At 58.7% G+C, this 18,971-nt stretch carries 12 protein-coding genes; 3 read left to right on the top strand and 9 right to left on the bottom strand.

The window, feature by feature from the left end:
- Positions 1–11 precede the first annotated feature (11 nt).
- A complete protein-coding gene (locus ASG25_RS04635; protein WP_062469847.1) occupies positions 12–2,078 on the top strand; it encodes a DUF6538 domain-containing protein in 2,067 nt (688 codons plus the stop codon).
- Between the two features lie 336 nt (positions 2,079–2,414).
- Here the strand turns inward: ASG25_RS04635 and ASG25_RS04640 are convergent, their stop codons facing one another.
- The 6 genes from ASG25_RS04640 to ASG25_RS04665 form a co-directional block, all read right to left on the bottom strand.
- Positions 2,415–2,750 carry a hypothetical protein gene (locus ASG25_RS04640; protein WP_062469849.1) on the bottom strand — a complete coding sequence of 112 codons (336 nt, stop codon included), beginning with the start codon at positions 2,748–2,750 and terminating at the stop codon, positions 2,415–2,417.
- 310 nt (positions 2,751–3,060) lie between these two features.
- Complete coding sequence (locus tag ASG25_RS04645; protein ID WP_062469851.1) at positions 3,061–4,011, bottom strand: hypothetical protein; 951 nt, start codon at positions 4,009–4,011, stop codon at positions 3,061–3,063.
- Between the two features lie 75 nt (positions 4,012–4,086).
- Positions 4,087–4,872, bottom strand: a complete 786-nt coding sequence (locus ASG25_RS04650; RefSeq protein WP_244479312.1) for an ATP-dependent Zn protease — start codon at positions 4,870–4,872, stop codon at positions 4,087–4,089.
- Positions 4,869–6,794 (bottom strand): ATP-binding protein, encoded by a 1,926-nt coding sequence (locus tag ASG25_RS04655; protein ID WP_082479910.1) that lies wholly within the window; start codon positions 6,792–6,794, stop codon positions 4,869–4,871. Before ASG25_RS04655 ends, ASG25_RS04650 begins: the two co-directional genes overlap by 4 nt.
- Positions 6,795–7,259: 465 nt before the next feature.
- Positions 7,260–8,300: a hypothetical protein gene (locus ASG25_RS04660; protein ID WP_062469856.1), complete on the bottom strand. Its 1,041-nt coding sequence runs from the start codon at positions 8,298–8,300 to the stop codon at positions 7,260–7,262.
- A gap of 250 nt (positions 8,301–8,550) precedes the next feature.
- On the bottom strand, positions 8,551–9,750 hold the full coding sequence (locus ASG25_RS04665; protein WP_062469858.1) for a hypothetical protein: 1,200 nt from the start codon (positions 9,748–9,750) through the stop codon (positions 8,551–8,553).
- A gap of 556 nt (positions 9,751–10,306) precedes the next feature.
- Between ASG25_RS04665 and ASG25_RS04670 the strand changes: the two genes are divergently transcribed.
- The gene (locus ASG25_RS04670) at positions 10,307–11,086 is read left to right on the top strand and encodes an HNH endonuclease (RefSeq protein WP_244479313.1); all 780 of its coding nucleotides are present in this window, start codon (positions 10,307–10,309) and stop codon (positions 11,084–11,086) included.
- 105 nt (positions 11,087–11,191) lie between these two features.
- On the opposite strand, the gene ASG25_RS04675 is transcribed toward ASG25_RS04670, so the two are convergent.
- Together ASG25_RS04675 and ASG25_RS04680 are read right to left on the bottom strand one after the other, a co-directional pair.
- Entirely contained in the window at positions 11,192–12,160 is a 969-nt protein-coding gene (locus ASG25_RS04675) for a metallophosphoesterase (protein WP_062469861.1), read from the bottom strand.
- Between the two features lie 42 nt (positions 12,161–12,202).
- Positions 12,203–12,847 (bottom strand): hypothetical protein, encoded by a 645-nt coding sequence (locus tag ASG25_RS04680; RefSeq protein WP_062469864.1) that lies wholly within the window; start codon positions 12,845–12,847, stop codon positions 12,203–12,205.
- Between the two features lie 3 nt (positions 12,848–12,850).
- Between ASG25_RS04680 and ASG25_RS04685 the strand changes: the two genes are divergently transcribed.
- Entirely contained in the window at positions 12,851–15,712 is a 2,862-nt protein-coding gene (locus ASG25_RS04685) for a DEAD/DEAH box helicase (RefSeq protein ID WP_156379826.1), read from the top strand.
- Positions 15,713–16,206: 494 nt separating this feature from the next.
- Here the strand turns inward: ASG25_RS04685 and ASG25_RS04690 are convergent, their stop codons facing one another.
- Positions 16,207–18,921, bottom strand: a complete 2,715-nt coding sequence (locus ASG25_RS04690; RefSeq protein WP_348271262.1) for a DUF4238 domain-containing protein — start codon at positions 18,919–18,921, stop codon at positions 16,207–16,209.
- Positions 18,922–18,971 lie beyond the last annotated feature (50 nt).

Consider the following 18,971-nt stretch of genomic DNA (forward strand, 5'->3'; position numbering starts at 1 on the left):
GCTTGAGCCTCATGACGGTTCGTCACCACGTCGAGAACCTCATCCGCCGGGGAAATGTCTTTTATTGGCGGCCGCGGGTCCCGCGCAGTTTTCATCTCTGCCCAGCAGGCACCCGGCTTTCACTCTCTCTTCAGGCCTCCGATCATAGAAAGGCACAGATGATGGCGAGGCGGCTCAACACCCTTCTGGCAGACTTGAAGTTAGGAACAATGGCAGGGACGACGACGAAGGATCAGTTGGCAAGATTGTGTGCGGCCGAACGAGACCAGATGATGGATCACCTCGACGGTATCGCCTTTGCGGCCCGTCGTCGCGGAAGACCCCACGACATCACAGACGTAGAGATGGACCTGGAGAACGGTTGGGCATACCGGCTGCTTGAGAACTTCGGGCCCCATACCCTGCTTACTCTGGACGATGGCTGCCCAGGGCGAGCCCTGCTGGACAGGAACGGGATACCCGACGCACATATCGCCAACATCAAGGCAGACTACGCTTCGGCCAGATCTCAGTTTCTTCATAGGGGACACGAGAATCGCCTTCATACCGTCATGAAGGAGTTCGAGATCCCGGACAGCCCGCTCAACCGAGAGCGGACAGCTATGAATATTTTCCGTGGTCGAGCAGATGCATTGATGGCCACGGACGAGCGCTACCCGTTAGCCGACAAAAACCTCAGCGAACTCACGGGCGGATCACCGCCTCGAGAAACTGCAGACCAGTCATCGGAGCAACCCCATCAAACGCTGGCCTCTGCGTCGTCTGCAGACTCAGAGACAGTGCCTTTTCGACTGGCTCCTGCTGCCCCCGGCTTCACACCTCTCTCTGCGGCACCTGAGGAGGAGCTCAGGAGCGTAGATTTTAGAGAGGTCGAGAGTTCTACGCTTGTCGACCTGCCCATCTCAGATTTCTCCCAAGAGTGCGAGAACCTGATCAAGAACAAGAAGGACGAGTGGGAGCCGGCGACAGCAAATGACGCGCGCGCTCTTGTGCGCATATTCACCGGCGTCCTTCAGGAACACAACCTCGCGCATTCTGGGCAGATCACGCAATATCACATCGGCCGGTTGCGGCAGCACTTCAACGACATACCGACACGATGGGGGCAAAGCTCGCAGCTCCGAGCTCTGTCAACTGCCGATCTGCGTAAGCAAGGTCTACAGATGAGAGCGGACGCTGAAGCATCGGGAGCAAAATCCGCGGTAGGCTTGAGTGCCCAGACCATCCGGAAGCACTTTGCCAATCTTCAGACATTCCTCCAGCACCTTCGCGGTAACGGGTTCAATATTCTCGACTGGACGTTCGAAGGCGTTCGACCAAAGAAGCCAAAGCCCGGTTCAATCCGACACCAGCAGTACAAGCCTAAACCAGCGGATATCAAACCGATTTTCTCTGCCCCCATATTCACAGGATGCGCTGGCTGGGAGCAGCGGGGAAAATCTGGCGACGTTGTATATCACGACAGCCTTTTCTATATGCCGCTGCTCTTCGTTTACCTTGGTGCGCGCCGTAAGGAGCTCGCCGGCCTGGGCGTGAATGATGTGTATGAGACAGAAGACGGCTGGGTCGTCGATGTCCGGGCTAATGAGCTTCGTCGTATCAAGACCATCCAATCACACAGGCTGCTCCCGCTGCCGGATGAACTCATCCGATTGAATTTTCTCCAATACAGGACCGAGATCAAGAAGCTTGGATACGACGCGCTCTTCCCAGATCTATTCTCACATTTGACGGAGAATGATCCAGGCGATCGCTTTTACGATCAATTCATACCGGTGATGCAGCAGTCACTCGGTGAGGCTCTTTGGCAGCGCTCGCTTCACGCACTCCGGCACGGCCTTTCCAACACTTTGAAACAGAGGGGCGTTCCTCCCGCGATCATCGATGACCTTTCCGGACGACTGAGTGACGGTGAAACCAACAATCGATACACGGATGTCGCCGGTCTTTCGTTGATGCGCGATGCCTTAGCAAAGTTTCCGATCATTACGGACGATATCCAGCCTCGAGACATCAAACTGCTGCCTTGGGTTAAAGAGAAGCAACCGCCGCCGTGGGCACGACCTGGTCGTAAATAAGCGGCAAGCCGGCCGGAAATCATTTCCTCGGCAATCCTCAACACGCCCATCCGTACATCGTGCGCCGCAGCTCGTCCCATAGCTGCTCAATACCGTTGACGTCCTCATACTTCTGCTCCGTCGGCGGAAGCTCTCGGCGGGTTGCGCTACAGGCTGGTCAATCCGGTCGGAGGTAGCGTGTCGCCGAGCCGGTCAGCGATCTCTTGAAAAAACCGATTCAGAATCAAACGGCGTTTTAAGAAGTAACCGGGGGAAGACAGTCGTGTTACTTGAACGCCGTTTGCACTAGTCAGAGCGATTTGCGGGAGAAACAGGTGAGCTGAAGCGGCCTAGCAATCACTTATCCTGATTGACCTCTGGCGGATAGAGAAGATGCGGCTTCCTTCGAAAGCCCCAGGCATTGCCTCCGTACTTATCAACGAGGGCATCGAAGACGGCGTAGGACGCGGCCTCGTCGAACCCCTGTTCGACCAGTCTCTTGACGATGATCTCTCCGGTGCGGTCGAGTTCATGCTCGCGACCCTTCACGGTTGCACCGCGGATGAACCAGTGCAGAAGAACGCGCGCCACATCATCACGGCCCGGTCGCTTCTCTGCTTTCTGCTTCGCCCTCAGGGTGCGCTGTCGCTCCTTCTGCTCACGGTTACGCACCGCTTCCGATTTCCGGGTCATATGTCCTCCTGCGTTGTTGGCTCCTACCAATGGTGAGAGGACCCGCCCACCGGCGCAAGGCGTTTCAGCGTGAATCGGAATTCCGGAACTTAGAATCGATTCAGCTTAGTTTTGAATCGAATGAACGCAATTTGAGTCAACGTGCCTGCACGTCATCGAGAGTTATGCGGCTCTGAGCCGTTGCAAACGGCGTTTGCAGAATCGTTTGCGCAAAAGCTTGAATCGGAAATCCGCAGTTCAGAATCGGATGATCGCAATGTGTTTCAAGTTGCAGGCACATCAGCCTGAGTTTGCCAAAAGTCGACTCGCTTCAAGTCAGGTCGCCGCGAGAGCTGGCCTGCCCCAAAATCCAGCCTTCCCATGTTTCCACGGCATCGTCGGTCGGGGCGCCTTCAGGCCTTGCTGCAGTGACGACATCGATCATGCCCAAGAGTCCGACTGTCGCGTCGAATCTATCTTCGCCGGTCTTATCCGAACCGAATCCATCTTCGATGGATTCGAGGATGGCTGAGGCATCCACATGCGCTCGCCGCGTAATCCAGCGTTCGAGGTGGTTGCCGACAGCGCGACGGCCGAACTGCTGCCGCTTGCTCCACACCGGTCGGCGCGGGATGCCAAGCTGGCCGTAGACATCGCCTGGGTAGGTCTCAGCTAGGACCACGGGATGCACGGCGGTCAATTCCAGCAAGCTGCCATCGAACGGCCAGAGGCCAACGTTGTCCGGGCGCGGCAGGATGACTTCGCGCCAGCCGGCTAGAGCTGCCTTGCCGACCTGATTTCCGCCGAGTGTCCAGAACAGTGAACACGCCGCCTGGCGATCAGCCGTCGAACGCTCGCAGCGCCGCAACAGATCCGCGGTCTCGTTGACCCCAAGTCCTTCCAGCAAATGTGCGCGTTTCGTTCCGCCTGGACGCATCGGATAGAAAGGACGATGGACCGAAATCTCGCCGCGGTGTTCTGCGACCTTGTACCAATCGGACCAAGCTCCCTTGCCGAAGCCTGCCAACGCATCCCGGAAGGACTTGAACCCAGTTTTCTGCCCGTAGGAATGCGGCAAGCCGATTGGAAAGTCGAAGCCAACCAACAGTGAGCCTGTGATGACAGCACGACGTTGCAGGCGATCAATCAGTAACGCAGTGTCGCCGACAGGCTCGGGCACGCCGATGACCCAGCCGCGCTGCGGCGCCGCGATCGCGACCGCCATCCAACGTTTAGACCTGTCGATGCTCCAGTCACAGTGCGCGATCACTGATACGGTCATACCTCTGCGCCCCCAATGCTCCAAGACATCTGTATCAGAGCAATGAGCTTTTGAAGCTGTTGTCCTGATGCACCACTAGTCATAGCACCTCCGCAGGATCGCCATGACTGCCGGACCATCCAGCGCCTGGGCACCGAACAGGGCTCGCACCAGAGCGTCCATTGGTGGCCGATTGAGCTTGATCACCTCCATTGCCAGCTCCAGTCCTGTCTCGATACGCGCGTGAACGCGGTCGGCAAGATCTCGATCGGAGGTCAGCGCCTGTGCAGGCGAGGTGTGCGACAGATACAGCAGCGGATGAACGCCGCCAAAGCCAAGCTTTGCTTCCATCGCCAGTCCAAGATCGGTCGCCTTGGCGAGATCGGAGTGGTCAGCACCTGCCGATCCCGTGGAGGCTGACGTCAGCAAAAGCAACTCGGCCGCCCGACCAGCCATCAGCATAGCCATCATGTCTTCATGCCAAGCAAGCGTGCCCGCGCTGCCGCCGCTGAAGTTCAGCATGTTGTAGCCGCCGTCCTGCGCGTCGACCGTCAGTCCGGTCACGTCGCCAAGTCCCAGCGCGTGATGGACGACGGCATGTCCCGCTTCATGGATGGCGTAGCGCCATCTGGTATCGTACGGCAGGGTCGGTCGGTAATCGCGAAGGCCGGCCTCGAGATCCTCGTAGCGCAACGCTCGCTTCTCCCGACGCGCCGTCAGCCGGGCCTGCCGGACGATCCGCTCGATATCCGCACCGGTCATGCCCATTGCGCGGGTTGCAAGCTGCCGTAACAGCGGCGCAGTCTCCGGGGCCAAGGCATCCGTCGGTTGAAGGCCGGAAGCGTTCGACGTTGTCGTCATGATCGAGGAGATGGGTGTCATGCTGGGGCTCCCTCCTGGTCGGTATCAACGGGCGCACCGAACGTCTCTTCCTCAAGGGCATTTCCGACTACCTTGTCGATCCATTGCCGCTTCGATGGCTCGGCAGTCTGCAGCACGGCATCGATGTCCTTGCCGAGATGATGGGCGATGATTCCGGCAAGGGCCGAGATGTCCGGTTTCGGGATTTCGATATGCGTCTCCAGCCGTCCGGAGCGCTTGATGGCTTCGTCGATCTGCTCGGGCCGGTTGGTCGCACCGATCACAATGACACCGTCGCATCTGACCGCGCCATCCAGCAGCTCGAGCATCTTGTTCACGACAGCATTCCAATAGTCGGCATACTCCCGGTTGGGATCGACCCGTTTCCCGATGCCATCGATCTCGTCGATGAACAGAATGGATGGTGCGTAATCGCGTGCTTCTGCAAACGTCCGGCTCATACGGTCGATGACATCGTTGAGATGACCGCCTTGCAGCCAGGTCGAGACAGATGTGACGACTAGGGGGACTTGCAGCGTGTTGCAGAGGGCTTGTGCGAAGCTGGTCTTGCCGGTTCCGGGCGAGCCAGACAACAGCAGCTTGGTGCTCATCTCATCCCAGCCGAGGTCGCCCGTGCGGTAGTCGCCAAGATCGCTTTTGAGATCGAGCGCCCAGGATCGTGCCGCGCCGTAGCCCGACAGGGTCTCGACGGTCACCGGTGGCTTGATCCCGTCTGCGCGGTCGCCCGGCGAGGGTTGTGGCTGGATAATCTCAGTGCCTGACGGTTTGCCCTTCCTGGACGAGGGAGACCGCGACGCCTTGTTCCCTTCCGCCAATGCCCCCTGCCCTGTCGCGGGCTCGGTTGGGAACCTGTCTCGATTGTCCTGGGTATCCTCACCGCGTTCGCCTTGAACCTTGCACGCAGCAAGCTGCCGGAGGGCAACCAGGGCCTCATCCAAGGGTCGGCCCGGCCGCAGCGCAAGGACGAGATCGTCAAGCGTCAACACACTCGCATCGAACGCCCTGAGATGGGGGGCATCGTGGACCATGCCGCCGATATCGCCATAGACCGCTTCGAAGAGATCGACCACGAACGCCCGATCGACCGCGCCGGCATCGAGATGCAGGTCGGCCGCCGCCGAGATCTGATCAGGGATGTCGGCAAGCTGATGCGCGATGGCAAGGATCGGATCCTCTTTGCCAAGGACAGACGCGAGCCCGCGCCTCATGGCCCGGCTTTCGCGGCCTGTTTCTTTTCCCTGGAAGAACACGAAGCGGCGGCGAGGGATGATGTCCGTAAAGCCATCCATGTCGCGCTCATAGAAACTGTCGCCGGATGCCCCGGCATAAGGGCCTGACGGGACAAGGCCGGTCATCTCGATCAGCCGCAAGAAAGCGTCCTGTGCCCGGTCCACCTGTGATCTCAGGACGATGATCGGGGCGGGTCGCCGGATGATCTCGACCACGCGTCGCAGCGTCATGCGGGATGAGGTGATGGCGCGGGCGATGAGCAAGGCGGTAGCAAGATGTGCGACATGAACGGGAGGTGCTGCCAGGCCGACCAGCGTCGTGGCGTAGGCACGTCGGTCCGGAGTGGGTGCGGGGAGATCGAGGGCTGTGTCTGTTCGCAGGCTGACCGCCGTAGAACGCGTGCCGGACAGTCTGGCGGTCGGCTGGGCGACGACGGCGGCCGCTCCATCGGCCTCCGGCTTGACCGTCTCCAGTAACAGCGAGCCGAAGGTCCGGGTCAGCCAGGCAAGATCCGCGGACCGGTTGAATGTCAGCGAGCCGGTGTCAAAGGCCGGGGTGTAGCGCCGCACGAGATGGCCTTGCACGTCGATGCTCGACACGGCGAGCAAGCCATTCGCCAAGCCATGACGGCGGGTGTCGCGGCTTGCGAGATGACGCAGGCGACGGACAAACAAACGGGATAATCTGTTCATCGGGTACCCTCCCCGGTCGCGGCAATAATTGCCGTTTTGGGAAACCGCGAGCGCGCGCGGCCGCGGCTATAAGAGTGTCGAGACGCGGCGTTCGAGCGCGTCGCAAGCCAGTCGGAGACAAGGCGGCAGGTGACATCACCCTGGGCTGCAAGCTCCATCAACGGCAAGGCGATTGCTGCAGGCACCGCTGCTCGTCGCCGGGCGTAGGCAAGAGACAGGCCAATCAGCACGGCAGGATCAAGATGGCGCTCACAGACGGATGAAGTCTGTATTTCCGCCTCGGCGGCATCGCAGCGGATTGTGGACCGTCGGGATGAAGGCAGGGATGTGTCTGAAGATGACATGGGACAAAGCTCCGCACGCAGCGTCCGCAACACGGACGGCGGGATTAAAAGGGGATGAAGGAGGCGAGAGGCTGGCGGCGCGAAGACAAGCTCTCACGCCGCACTACCGATCATCGGTCGATCAGCTATCGAGCAATCGGCGGGCAAAGCCAACGCGGATGCGCTGCGGCTGGCGGATCAGCGGGAGATCGACCGCAGGTTCGTCCTGCTCGTCGGCTTCGAAGGGGAAGGCATCCTCATCGTCATCCATGCCGTCAGCGCCGAGAGCGTTGAGGTTGATCATCGGCCGATGGATGCTGGTGGGCCTGGCTTCAGCGGTGGCAGCCGGTGTGACCCCGACCAAACCCAGCGCCTTCCTGGCCTCGGCTTCGAGAAGCTGCTGCACCCGGATGCCAAACCGTCTGCGTAGCTCAGCCATGCAGGCCGCCGCACCATCGATCTCCAAGAGGTCGTCGATCTCCGACAGAGCCCAAATGCCGGTCTCGTGACTGCTTGGGCGGCTTGCACCATCGACAATGGCCACGCCAACCGTATCGACCATCACACGCTTCTGGTTCTTGTAGAGCCAATCGGGAAGGATCATGGCCGTCGCCATCATCTTGGCCTTCAACTCCTCCAGCCGGCTTGTGTCGCCGTAGGACGCGAGCGAACGCTTGAGATCCAAGATAGAAGCTGAGTGCCGGACGCGGTTTACGATAATCAGGTCCGGGGTGTAGCTCCCTTTGGCCGGTGCCTCGCTGTCGAACTTGATGCCATCGAGATCATGCCAGGCGTTTCCGGCAATCGCCTCGATCGCCGTCTTGACCAACGGCAGCTTGATCGACTGCGTCAGCACGATCAGATCCGGGTTTGCCTTCGACAGCCGTTCGACCGCCTGCTCGAGCAGCTTACCTTCCCGGAAGCTGATGGCGCGGACCAGCGATGCGACGTGGACGTAGTGTCCGAGGATCTCGTCGTCGGCAGGCTCGCCCTCGGCGATCGCGGCAATCGCCTTGTCGATCAGCATCTCGAGATCGGTCTCAACCTCGGCGAAGCGGACGCGGCACGGGAAGCGCCGCTGAGCGGGTGGCTCGCTGGTCGAGACTGCGGGGCGGTTCCCCAAGTGGCGGCGGATGGCAAGGGGAGCTTCCCCGGTGGAGACAGAGGCAGTAAGGGTGTTCATAGCCCGATTCCTTTTCATCGAAGGCATGAGGGTTAGGCCCTTGTCGGTGGTGCAAACACTGGCTTGGGCCGTTCGAAGTTCCCGTCTGGAACGCCTTCAGAGATGACAGGACCATACCCGGATCTCAAGCATCGCAGTGAGCCCGATGAGAACGGATCCAGAACACGGTTAACGGCGAGCTCACGAGGTTGATAGGCGCTTACGGGTAAGCGTTTCCGGGAGCCAACGATGTCAGCTCCCGATACTCGCTTCAAAGCGAATGGGCCGGCAAGAGGTCTGAGGCCGTTAGTTGGGGGAAATCGCGCGTCTCAATATCCGACCCGAGATCCTCCTTTGAGAAGAATGCTCCCAAAGTCTCGTCGTCGTCAGCGTTCGCCGATACGAGCGACGGCCGAGCCTCAGTCCTAACATCAGCTACCGCAGGACTGCGAGCAACCGCCCGGTGTGCGGAATTGAATGCACTGTTTAGCGCGAGCTCGGTCTGCCGGCGCTTGGATTCTGGGACCTGGGTATCGATCTTGCCACGTTCAGGCGCCACAGTGAGGCCGCTGACATCGGACGGATTGATAGCGGCTGGATCCATCCAGACCGGCATCTTGGTTTTCGCGGTTGCCCAGTCGAGAGCCGGAAGAACGTCCACCTCTAGCCAAGAACGAACGTTTGTCGCTTCTGGCCAGCTATCGATGCCGCCTAAGTCTTGGAGAACACTGAATACCCGAGCCCAGTGACTGCCATTTGCAAAGGTGGTGTCCCACACGACGCTGGGATCGAACCCGCCTGGCTGGACGAACAACGCCAAGCTCTTGAGTTCCGCCTTCGCAAGACGGGTAACGACCACAACCTCGTCGGCAAGCTTTGACTTGACCACGCGTTTGCCAGAAAGCGCTGCGGTGATCTTGGCTTGAATCTCTGCAACGTGCATGAGGAACAGCCGAAGCCCTTCCCGCACTTTCGCGACAATCAATGCTTTGAGGCCATCTATACCGCCGACATCCGCAGGGTCGATTGTCGGCGTCGGCTTGTCGTCGGTTTCCATGGCCAAGATGGCCTGCACGTCCTTGACTTTGATCGACCCGTTCTTTCTGCACAGATCGATGGCAGCCTCGATCTGATCATCCGTTGCCGCTGTCAGTCGAACGAGCACAGTGGAGTTGACGCCAAGATCGACCAGTCGAGGCCGGTACGGCGCGAGGACACGATGAATCGCGCGGAAATTTCGCGCATGACGCTCTGTCATCCCGCATCGCTTCCCAACCCACTTTCCAAATGAACCTTCTGGAAGAAGCTCACTGGCATACTCAAGATGCTCGCCAAGTTGAAAGGCCTGCTCTGTCGATTTCCGACCGAGCTGGTAGATATGGAATGCGCTATCTTCAAGTCTCCTTTTATCACCCTCGATGATATCGTATGCATCGTAGTCAAATCTGGTAGTCGTGATGGTGGCGTTCATATGATTATCCTTCAAACGCGTTTCAGATCGCCACAACGCTTTTGCACTGTGAATCCACTTATTATCGTAATAAAACATATGCTTGTCAAATTTCCCCAGTATGCACACCAAAGAAAAGCTTCTGAAGACACTTGTAACTAGTCTACATTACTGCCGAAATTAACCATATTTCTAACTTATAAAAATTATTTTGCTGTGAGAGATACTTCAGGTATCTAGGGCCACCTTTTGCCCCAAGTGAAACGTTGATGAAGGTGGTTTGCAGAGCGCCAGGGGCCGTGCCGTCTAAAAGGGTGAGGCTCAGGCGTAACAGGCGTTACCGCCCCTGCGATGCTGAGGATTGCTATTTCGCCACATCTTCGCGCCTGGTAGACCGCTTCAGGGCAGGAGACGGCGCGATGACGAAAGCGGTACTGACGACGAAAATCGATCCGACCTATGACGACCTGCCTGAGCAGCGCTATCATTTCCCAAGGACGTATCTCTCCGTCAGGTCGAGGCCGCTCTGTCGGACTGGATTGTCTATTACGAACCACGGCGTCCGAGCGGCGACCTGATGCGCACAGGAGGCAAACAGGCTTACTTCGCAACGGCACGCATAGCTTCCATCATCCCAGATCCGTCTAAAGCGGACCACTTCTACGCCCTCATCGAGGATTTTCTTCCGTTCGATCATGACGTGCCGTTCAAGGACGGCAGTCACTACTATGAAAGCGGGCTTCAAAAGGCCGATGGCTCGACGAACAAAGGTGCTTTCGGTCGCGCGGTGCGCACCATGTCCGAAACCGAATACGATCTGATCCTGGCTGCAGGCTTTGCCCATGTCCTCGGCGCCAAAGACCGGACTCGGCCGGTTCCTGATCCTGCCGAGCAGGCGAATGACGGGTTTCGCGAGCAGAACCAAGTCGCCTATGAGCCCGAATTCACGCAACGCCGGCTCATATCCCAAGTCGTGCAGAGGCCGTTCAGGGACCGTGCATTCTCCGCCGCGATCAAGACCGCGTACCGCGACACCTGCGCCGTCACTGGCCTCAAACTCATCAACGGCGGCGGTCGCTCCGAAGTCGAGGCTGCGCACATCCGTCCTGTTGCCGACAACGGCCCTGATAGTGTCCGCAACGGCATTGCTTTGTCCGCGACGGTGCACTGGATGTTCGATAGAGGGCTGATTTCAGTCGACGACGACTACAGCATTCTCATAGCCGACGGATCTGTCCCGGATACGGCGCGAAGGCTGATCAATCCTGATCTACGCTTGATCTTGCCAGATCGGTTTGAAGACCGGCCGCATTCACAGTTTCTGCGGCATCATCGTGACACCGTCTTCAAGGGATGATGGCGGAATTTATTTCCGCACTTCTCACCTTCATCGGAACCGCCAGTTTTCTGCCATTGATCAGAAGGACCTTCGAGAGAGCGCCTGACGTGGTCACGCGGCTGCTCAGGCACGTTCGGCATCGTGTACATGACCGTTGAACACCAAAAGATGATCCTCGCGAAGCTCCAGCTCTCCATCCCAGCGGTAGGCGCAGGGGGTGCTGGGGTAATCGAGGCAGGCCGCGTTGGGGGCGTCCAGCGTCGGCGTTCCGTGCATCTTGTAGTGGCCGAAGAAGACCGGCTTGACCGAACGGTCATAAAAGCGGATGGCGGTGCTTTCGGGCACGGGCAGGTCCGGGAGGTGCTGATCGGGCGGAATGGAGAGGGCTGCCCTCTTCCAGCTTCGCTCGCCCGCTTTCCACCACCGCAGCCGTGCCGATGTTCGGCGATGACCCTTGAGGTCGTGGAAGAATGCGCCTTCCGGCAGCTCTGCCTCAGGGCCCTTGAGGATCGACAGAACAGCGTCGGCAAAGGTCGTGGGCGCGTCCTCGAAGGCCAGCTCCTGCAGATCCTGTCTGCGCAGGCGCCCGTCCGGCAGGCGATCCGTGATGGTCGCGATACGAGCGTCGTCCCAATAGGCATGGACCAGCCGCAAGCCGGGCAGGTCGAGGAAGAGCGGCAGCGTCAAAAACCAGTCGAGAACGTCCTGCGTCTCACGGCTTCCGAGGGGAAACTCGGCCAGAAAGGTCGCGTGCTGAGCGGTGTTCTTCGCCGTATGCGCCCTCATGAACCCGCTTTGATCCGGGCCGGCGCAGCGGCCGGGCGTGTGGTAGAGCAAGGCATTGAGTTCATGATTGCCCATGATGGCGATGGCGGACCCGTCCCGCTCCATGCGCCTCACGGTGTCGATCACGGCCGCATTCGCCGTCCCGCCGTCGATGAAGTCACCGAGGAAGGCCGCCACGCGCCCTTCGGGGTGCCGCCAGCTTCCCGACCGGTCGGCATAGCCGAGCTGCGCCAGCGTCCGGCGGAGCCGGTCGATGTCCCCGTGGATATCTGGGATGATGTCGAGCCACGGCGTTGGTTCTGTCATTCTTGCCACATGACTCACAAAGAGAGGAGCATCCTAGTGCGTTTACTCGCCGTCGCGAAGCAGATCAACGATTTTGCCGGAGGGACCCTGCGCACGAACGAAGATAGACAGCCCCATGCCCGGTGCGTCCTCATCGTCGAGCCCGTAATTGTTTTCGGCGGGTGTGTTTATCAGCCCTCGGCAGGTTTCTTTTAGATAGGCAGCAACCTGTTTTGCAATCTGGCGGGGCCGGGCGTCCGGGTCATCGGTGATCGCCGTGAACCACCTGTTAAAGAACATGACGTCGAGGGCTGTGCCATCAATGAAGTCCGAAGGGTTCTGATAACCGGCCACCCAGCGAAGCTGCGGATCGCGATCGAGAAGATATGTTGCGAGCTCCTTCGTACCGAATTCGCAAGCACCCAGATAAATCCCGGTCAATGATCGTTTCGTGCTGCCCTCCAACAACATCTTGCTCAGCTTTCGCCGGTCAATGAAGGTCTCCTCGCCATGAAGTTTCAGACCGTCACGATTGCCATGACAGGCAAGATAGATGGTCGAAATATCTGTGTCCCATGCCATGCGCATGATCGCGTTCGTGAGAGCCGGCGTCGTTGCGACCATCTCGTAGACATATTCGTGAGTATTGCCGAAATGCAGATCGCATAGCATATCGAACATCGGCCTGACCGACGCGTTCTTGCGCATCAAGTGATCGTCACCATTCCACTTGCTTCAATGACGGCGATGCCGGTCTTGGTCGTTTCAATCATAGTTAAGTCCTCCCTCTTCGACTGGCTTCGTCATGCCCGCAAGGAGATGGTGTCACGCACGGGGGCGATCCTTGGAACGACGATGGGGCTCTGCCGGCTACCTCTCTGGTTGCTCGAAGCTTTGGAGGTGGCGGAGAAATCAGTTCGCGGCAGGAGCATTGAACAGGACTGGGAGGTTCTGGCGCGGTTTCGAAACGCAATCCAGCCTGGCATTCAGTCGTCAGGAAACGATAGTAGCGCAAAGCTCGAGCTCTCGAACTTCCTCCGTGATTTGAACGTGCAGTTGGCAGATGCTTTCTCGCTCTCTCCCGTGGGTGACGAGGCCAGCGCGGACTTCGAGATCGTCCCCTTTTCGCGCCAGATGATCGAGCAACAGACTGTTACCGACGGGACTGGAGACATTGGCGAAGGCGCAGGTCTTCTGTCTGGGGCGTCGTTGAAGGCTTTTCAGAGCCGCGTCAACGAGAAAGGCGCCATCCCCGCCTACAGGACGGGGGAGCGCAGCTATCTGGTCGTTAATCGCTCTGCGGCGCCGGCACCAGACGTGATGCAGAGAATGAAATCCGCACCAGATGAAGCCCGGCGCGCCTTCATTCAGAATCCAAGACTCCTGATCTCCCAAGCCATAGAAGAAGACCTGCGAAAGCGAGGTCAGCTTGAGGGGCTATCTCCTGCGCAGGAACAGGAACTGATCGATTCCCGTGCCGAGCCTGTGCTGATCGAAACTCGTGAGTATTCCGAACGCGTCACCGGCAAAACCGTCTACGTCAGGCCCAACCTTGACCTCATCGAGTCCAGCGGAACGACTTGGTTACCGGAAATCTTCGGCGAGGCGACCGCGCGCGTGATCCGCGGCTTGCCCGCCGAACAGCTTGCAGTGCTCGAGCGGGACATTCCCTCGGCCATCGAAACGGATCGGCCCGAAGTCCAGTTCGCCGGCGAGACGATCGCCGCGACACCCGCAACGGAACATGCCGTGCGGCGGCAGAGAGAACAACTAGAAGCTGAGACGCTCAGTGCCCCAACCGAGGAGCCAGTCGACACCGATAGTGCGGACGGGACCAATGAGGGACCTGTTATCCTGGAGACCGAAGACAATTATGAAAGCCTGAAGTGGACGCAGGCCATCAAACCCCGGACGGCGGTCTTGCCGCCCACTGTGCCGGCTGTCATCCGGACGCCATTGAAGGCGCATCAGGTCGAAGGCCTCAACTGGCAGATCGAAGCCTGGCAGACGGGGCTACCCGGAATTCTGAATGCTGACGAGCAGGGACTGGGCAAGACTCTCCAGACCATCGCATTTCTTTGCTGGCTTCGGGCCAATGCAGCCGCATCGAGACAACCTTCCGGCCCGGTTCTCGTTGTGGCGCCGACATCCCTGCTCGAGAATTGGGAGATGGAGGTTGAAAATCACATTGGGACGGGCGGCCTCGGCCACCTCGTGCGCCTCTATGGCAGTGCGACAGGCGCCTTGAAGAAAACCGGCGCGCGGGGAATGGATACAGATTCCGGCGAATCTCTTCTCGAACTCGGCTTTCTGGAAGATGCGATCCGCCAGGGCCGCGGACATGACTTCTGGGTGCTGACGACCTATACGACGCTCACGAACTACCAGCATTCACTGGGCGCCATCCCCTTCAGCGCGGTGGTGTTCGACGAAATTCAGGCCTTGAAGAACCCAGTCAGCCTGCGCGCGAAAGCCGGTGTCGCCGTGAACGCGGATTTCCACATCGGCCTGACCGGCACCCCGATCGAAAATACGACTATCGACCTCTGGGCCATCTTCGAGCAACTGTTTCCAGGACCACTCGGCACACTTCGCGATTTCCGGGCGCGATTCAAAAGCCCTGACGAAGGAAACACGAGCGAACTGAGCAAGCTCGTGTTCAGTGGAAAGAACGGTCATCCACCCATGGCGCGGCGCCGTCTCAAGGAAGACGTCGCTCGTGATCTGCCGATGAAGCGGAGGATTCTGCGGCCGCGACTTATGCCCGAACATCAATCGCGGACTTACGAAGATGCCCGTTTGAAACTCGCGACAGGCAGCCGAGGCGGCGCCCTAAAGATGCTACACCATATCCGTACGGTTTCGGTCCATCCCGCTATTACGGCCTCTGAGGAGGCCGAAGCCTTCATTGAGATGTCTGCCCGCCTTTCTTCCTGCTTCGCCGTGCTCGAAGCGATCCGGGGGAGAGGTGAGCGCGCGCTTGTCTTTATCGAACACGTCCAGATGCAGCACCGCTTCATTAGCCTGGTGAAACATGTCTTCGGACTGGAGCGGGTCGATCTGATTAACGGCTCCACTCCGATCCACAGGCGTCAGGAAATCGTCAACCGCTTTCAGCGACACCTAGGCGATGATCGGGGGTTTGATCTGCTCGTCCTCGGGCCGAAAGCAGCGGGGACCGGTCTGACTCTGACCGCTGCGACGCATGTCATTCATCTATCGCGCTGGTGGAACCCTGCCGTTGAGGAACAGTGCAATGATCGTGTGCATCGGATCGGCCAAACGAAACCAGTAACAGTGCATATGCCGATGGCCATTCACCCGGCCTTCCAAGAGCATTCCTTCGATTGCCTTTTGAACAGCCTGATGACGAAAAAGCGGAATCTGGCGAAAAGCGTTCTATGGCCCATGGGCGACACGGACGATGACGCCGATCAACTACAGGCCATGCTGAAAGACGATACACGCCGCTTAACCGTCAATCCGCTGGAAAATGCAATGGCCGCGATGTTCAAGCGAGAAGGGGCCGCTCTCCCGGAACTCTCAAGGGATGGCGGATACGAAATTGTATAGTATTCGATTTCTGAAGACCACTGTGTCCAAGCCAAACCTTATCCTGCAGATCGAAAAACTGGCCGTTGCGGCACCGCAACTGGGACGGGAAGCGGAATTCATTGCCGCGTGCCCATGCTGTCGACTGATGCCCAAAGCCAGGGCACAAAGATGACATCCAAAGGTCGCTCGCGATGGGAAAATAGATGAGATTTCAGTGCCTTTCCGTTAACACCCTGAAATCTTGCGAGAATCTCGGCCCCCTAGGCGAACTATCTTAGACCAGTTTGCGCTTCAAGTTAGAGACTAACTCCCTCACCAAAGAGCGGTGCTTTCGAAGAAACTTAGGCTGCATCATTGAGAATATGCGGGCTAAATGGCCACATTCAAAAGACGACGGAGAGGGTGCGGCGCTAGGGGCCCGCAGGAAATGACAGCAATGAGGCCGCCAGCAGACCGGCAGCTATCGGTACGGCGCAAGTCAGAACAGCCGTTAGACCTACCATTCTCTGAGCTCAGTGTATCCAAGATTTCGCGTTGTCCGCTCGAGGGCCAGCATCCCAACGCTCTATCAGCGTCGCCATAGGAATGGAGTGCAAATGGTGCTCGGAACTCGACATCAGCAACAGCCGATTGATGGTATTGTCTTGAAAGCCTCCCAGGCGAAACGCGGTCGTAAGGCGCGCCGCGACGGCGGGGGCCTTGGTGCTGGCGATTAAGGATTTCATCGAATCCCGCTGCCGCCGGAAGCGTGCGGCGAGTTGCGCCTCGAAGTTCGGTTTCAGGTTGTCAGCGGTACGGGAAGCCGTGTAGGCGAAGGCGGCACTAAAGAGCGACTCCATCTCACGAAACGACCGGTCGTCTAATACTCGGAATATTGCCTGGTGGCCTACCGGAAATTCGACTGGGCTCGATGCGATCTCGCGCTGCAACTGGATCAGGGCAGGCTTGGTTCCAAGATGCCGCCTGGCGAGCGCTGCCTGAAGTTCTCTCCAGCGGAAGATACTATCGGTCAGTATCTGCGCGCCGGTCGCCTGCGCCAGGTACATCGCGATCTCGAAGTTGGGGGCCATCTTCATCACTTCGAACTGGCCACCGTCCATGAGAGAGTCGCTCTGCAGGATGGCCAGCATATCGTCCACCTTCATCTGTTCAATGTGCTCAACGAGGGCATCTATCCCGATCGACTCGTTATCGCCGGGCGTCTCCAGAATTCGCTTGACAAGAGTTTCCTTCGGCATGTTGAGCATTATACGGCGCATGTCTTCTTGCATCACCGCCTCAAGCCTCGCGTCGTCGGACAGGCCGAATTCAAGAGTCCGGGAGCGAGTACTAGCCATGGCCATCATCTGGTCACGGAGGTGAAAATCGAAGTCGCACGGATCCGGGATCAGAGTTACCAGCCCGGCCTCAACGAGCGGCATGAGCTGCATGAAAGTCATCAGGGTCTTGAGGGCTTCGCCACGGTATTGGCGGGGTTGCTCCGTCGGCCGCTTATCCTTCCGTAGGGTTCGTGAGATCATGAATGGGTTCTGGATGATGACCTCACCAAAGTATAGTGGCGCCCCCAGCGCGAACTCCATGATCAATTTGGGATGGAGCGATCCTGTATAGACCGAACGCATTTTGCCATCCGGCTTGGGCATGAGGGATAGCAGGTCGGTCTCGAGAGGCCACAGGGCCTCGTACAGGCCATACATCTGCGCGATCTTGTCATCGGTCATCTCGCGACGGACCGTGTCCCAGTCCTTGCGTTCCAGGTCGAAGAGCCGGGTCAGGGCGCCCATGAACATCACGTTGCGCTCGCGGGTACTCTTCTGCGTCCACGACATGCGCAGATGTACCGGCTTGTCCCGGCAGCAATTTCCGAACGGCTGCCCGGATCCACACGGACAGTAATCGCGTGGCCGGGGCTGAGCCTTGGGCTCGACTTTCAGCAGCCATCCCCTGGGTTTTTCGGTTCGGCCGAACTCATCCTGATAGTGGAAATCGCCGTTTTCGAAACTGGCAAACATCTCGCCACCGAACCGGTAGAGCTCATCCGCCGGTGGCAGGAACGTTGCACGAAGGTCGGCCCAGGACTTAGACACCACTTTTTCGGGATAGAGGTCCTCCCGGCGCGACCCGGCGACATAGCGGTCTGCACGGGCCTTGATCACGAAGTTCACCTCGGCGACCTGATCGTCGGTGAGGTACCGCGTCTTGATGAACTCGATCGTCGATACCATAGTAGACTGATAGGTCCGCGCAAACGTCCTCTTCGCGTCGGGCCGCACCGCGGGGTCCTTTGCGTATTCAAGGTTGGTAAGGATCAGAAGGTGATCCGGCCCCAGCGGGAAGAGTGTCTGCGAGCCCTTCAGAGCTGTCGATGGATCTCGAGGGTATCGGCTGCGCGCGTCGGACGGAGGTATGGCATGGTTGTAGACCGTGACCGGATGGTCGCTGAGGATGAACTTGACACCGACCCGCTCTGCAGAGACGATTTCCCGAACCCCGGTCGTCCAAGCCGTAACGTTGAGCATGCGGATACTCTGCATCTCCGACATCAATTGGTTCTGGGCAACGCTCGGCAACATCTCGCCGAGCCGACCAATCTCTGGATACTGCTGGCGTAGCCATGCGAGACCCTTTGGCGTCCGCAATTTCTGGATGTCCAGAAATTCAAAAAGGTCTTCGAAATGTTCATGCCAGGCGCGCTGGTCATCACCGCAGAATGCACGGATCGCGTCGGCGCCCCGCCGGTCGATGTCACCGAAAAGCTTTCTCTCGATCTCGTCATCGACCTCGACTCCAAAGAATGTCGAGTAGAGGTCCTGCTCGACAAACGCCCGTGACGTGGGTGAATTGAACAGGCAGCGCCCGCTCGACACCGTTCCGTCCCGGTCCATGTAGCTAGGTGGCTTCAGGTCAAGCAGGCAGTGCGTCTTCCTGCCCGCAGTAAAGAACCTTTCCTGATGCCATTGGGGAATATAATGGTTCTTCCTTGTAACCGACATAAGTGCTCGCTGCGTATGTGCGGGATATCCAACTACCTTACTCTGTCGATCGGCCGACCGACAATGTTCGCTATCAACATTGGAGAGGAGCTTGCCGAACGACCGAAATGAGGGCGCAAAATTGCCGTGAGCCTTTTGGCCGCCTCGCCGCAAACATAAGGCCTGAAAGCGGAAATTATTGCCGTTAGACCGTCCAGTTGAGTGATGCCCAAAGCCAGGGCACAAAGGTGGCATCCGCGGTCGCTCGCGATTGGAAACCAGAGGGAACTTCAGGGCTCTTACAC

Source organism: Rhizobium sp. Leaf384, assembly GCF_001424065.1.
Classification (GTDB): Bacteria; Pseudomonadota; Alphaproteobacteria; order Rhizobiales; family Rhizobiaceae; genus Ferranicluibacter.

Excerpts from the sequence above, each read along its gene's own strand:
- ASG25_RS04690 (WP_348271262.1), bottom strand. The coding sequence starts at position 18,921 with ATGCCACCTTTGTGCCCTGGCTTTGGGCATCACTCAACTGGACGGTCT.
- ASG25_RS04670 (WP_244479313.1), top strand. The coding sequence starts at position 10,307 with ATGCGCACAGGAGGCAAACAGGCTTACTTCGCAACGGCACGCATAGCT.
- ASG25_RS04645 (WP_062469851.1), bottom strand. The coding sequence starts at position 4,011 with ATGACCGTATCAGTGATCGCGCACTGTGACTGGAGCATCGACAGGTCT.
- ASG25_RS04660 (WP_062469856.1), bottom strand. The coding sequence starts at position 8,300 with ATGAACACCCTTACTGCCTCTGTCTCCACCGGGGAAGCTCCCCTTGCC.
- ASG25_RS04665 (WP_062469858.1), bottom strand. The coding sequence starts at position 9,750 with ATGAACGCCACCATCACGACTACCAGATTTGACTACGATGCATACGAT.
- ASG25_RS04635 (WP_062469847.1), top strand. The coding sequence starts at position 12 with ATGACGGTTCGTCACCACGTCGAGAACCTCATCCGCCGGGGAAATGTC.
- ASG25_RS04675 (WP_062469861.1), bottom strand. The coding sequence starts at position 12,160 with ATGACAGAACCAACGCCGTGGCTCGACATCATCCCAGATATCCACGGG.
- ASG25_RS04655 (WP_082479910.1), bottom strand. The coding sequence starts at position 6,794 with ATGAACAGATTATCCCGTTTGTTTGTCCGTCGCCTGCGTCATCTCGCA.
- ASG25_RS04650 (WP_244479312.1), bottom strand. The coding sequence starts at position 4,872 with ATGACACCCATCTCCTCGATCATGACGACAACGTCGAACGCTTCCGGC.
- ASG25_RS04640 (WP_062469849.1), bottom strand. The coding sequence starts at position 2,750 with ATGACCCGGAAATCGGAAGCGGTGCGTAACCGTGAGCAGAAGGAGCGA.
- ASG25_RS04680 (WP_062469864.1), bottom strand. The coding sequence starts at position 12,847 with ATGCGCAAGAACGCGTCGGTCAGGCCGATGTTCGATATGCTATGCGAT.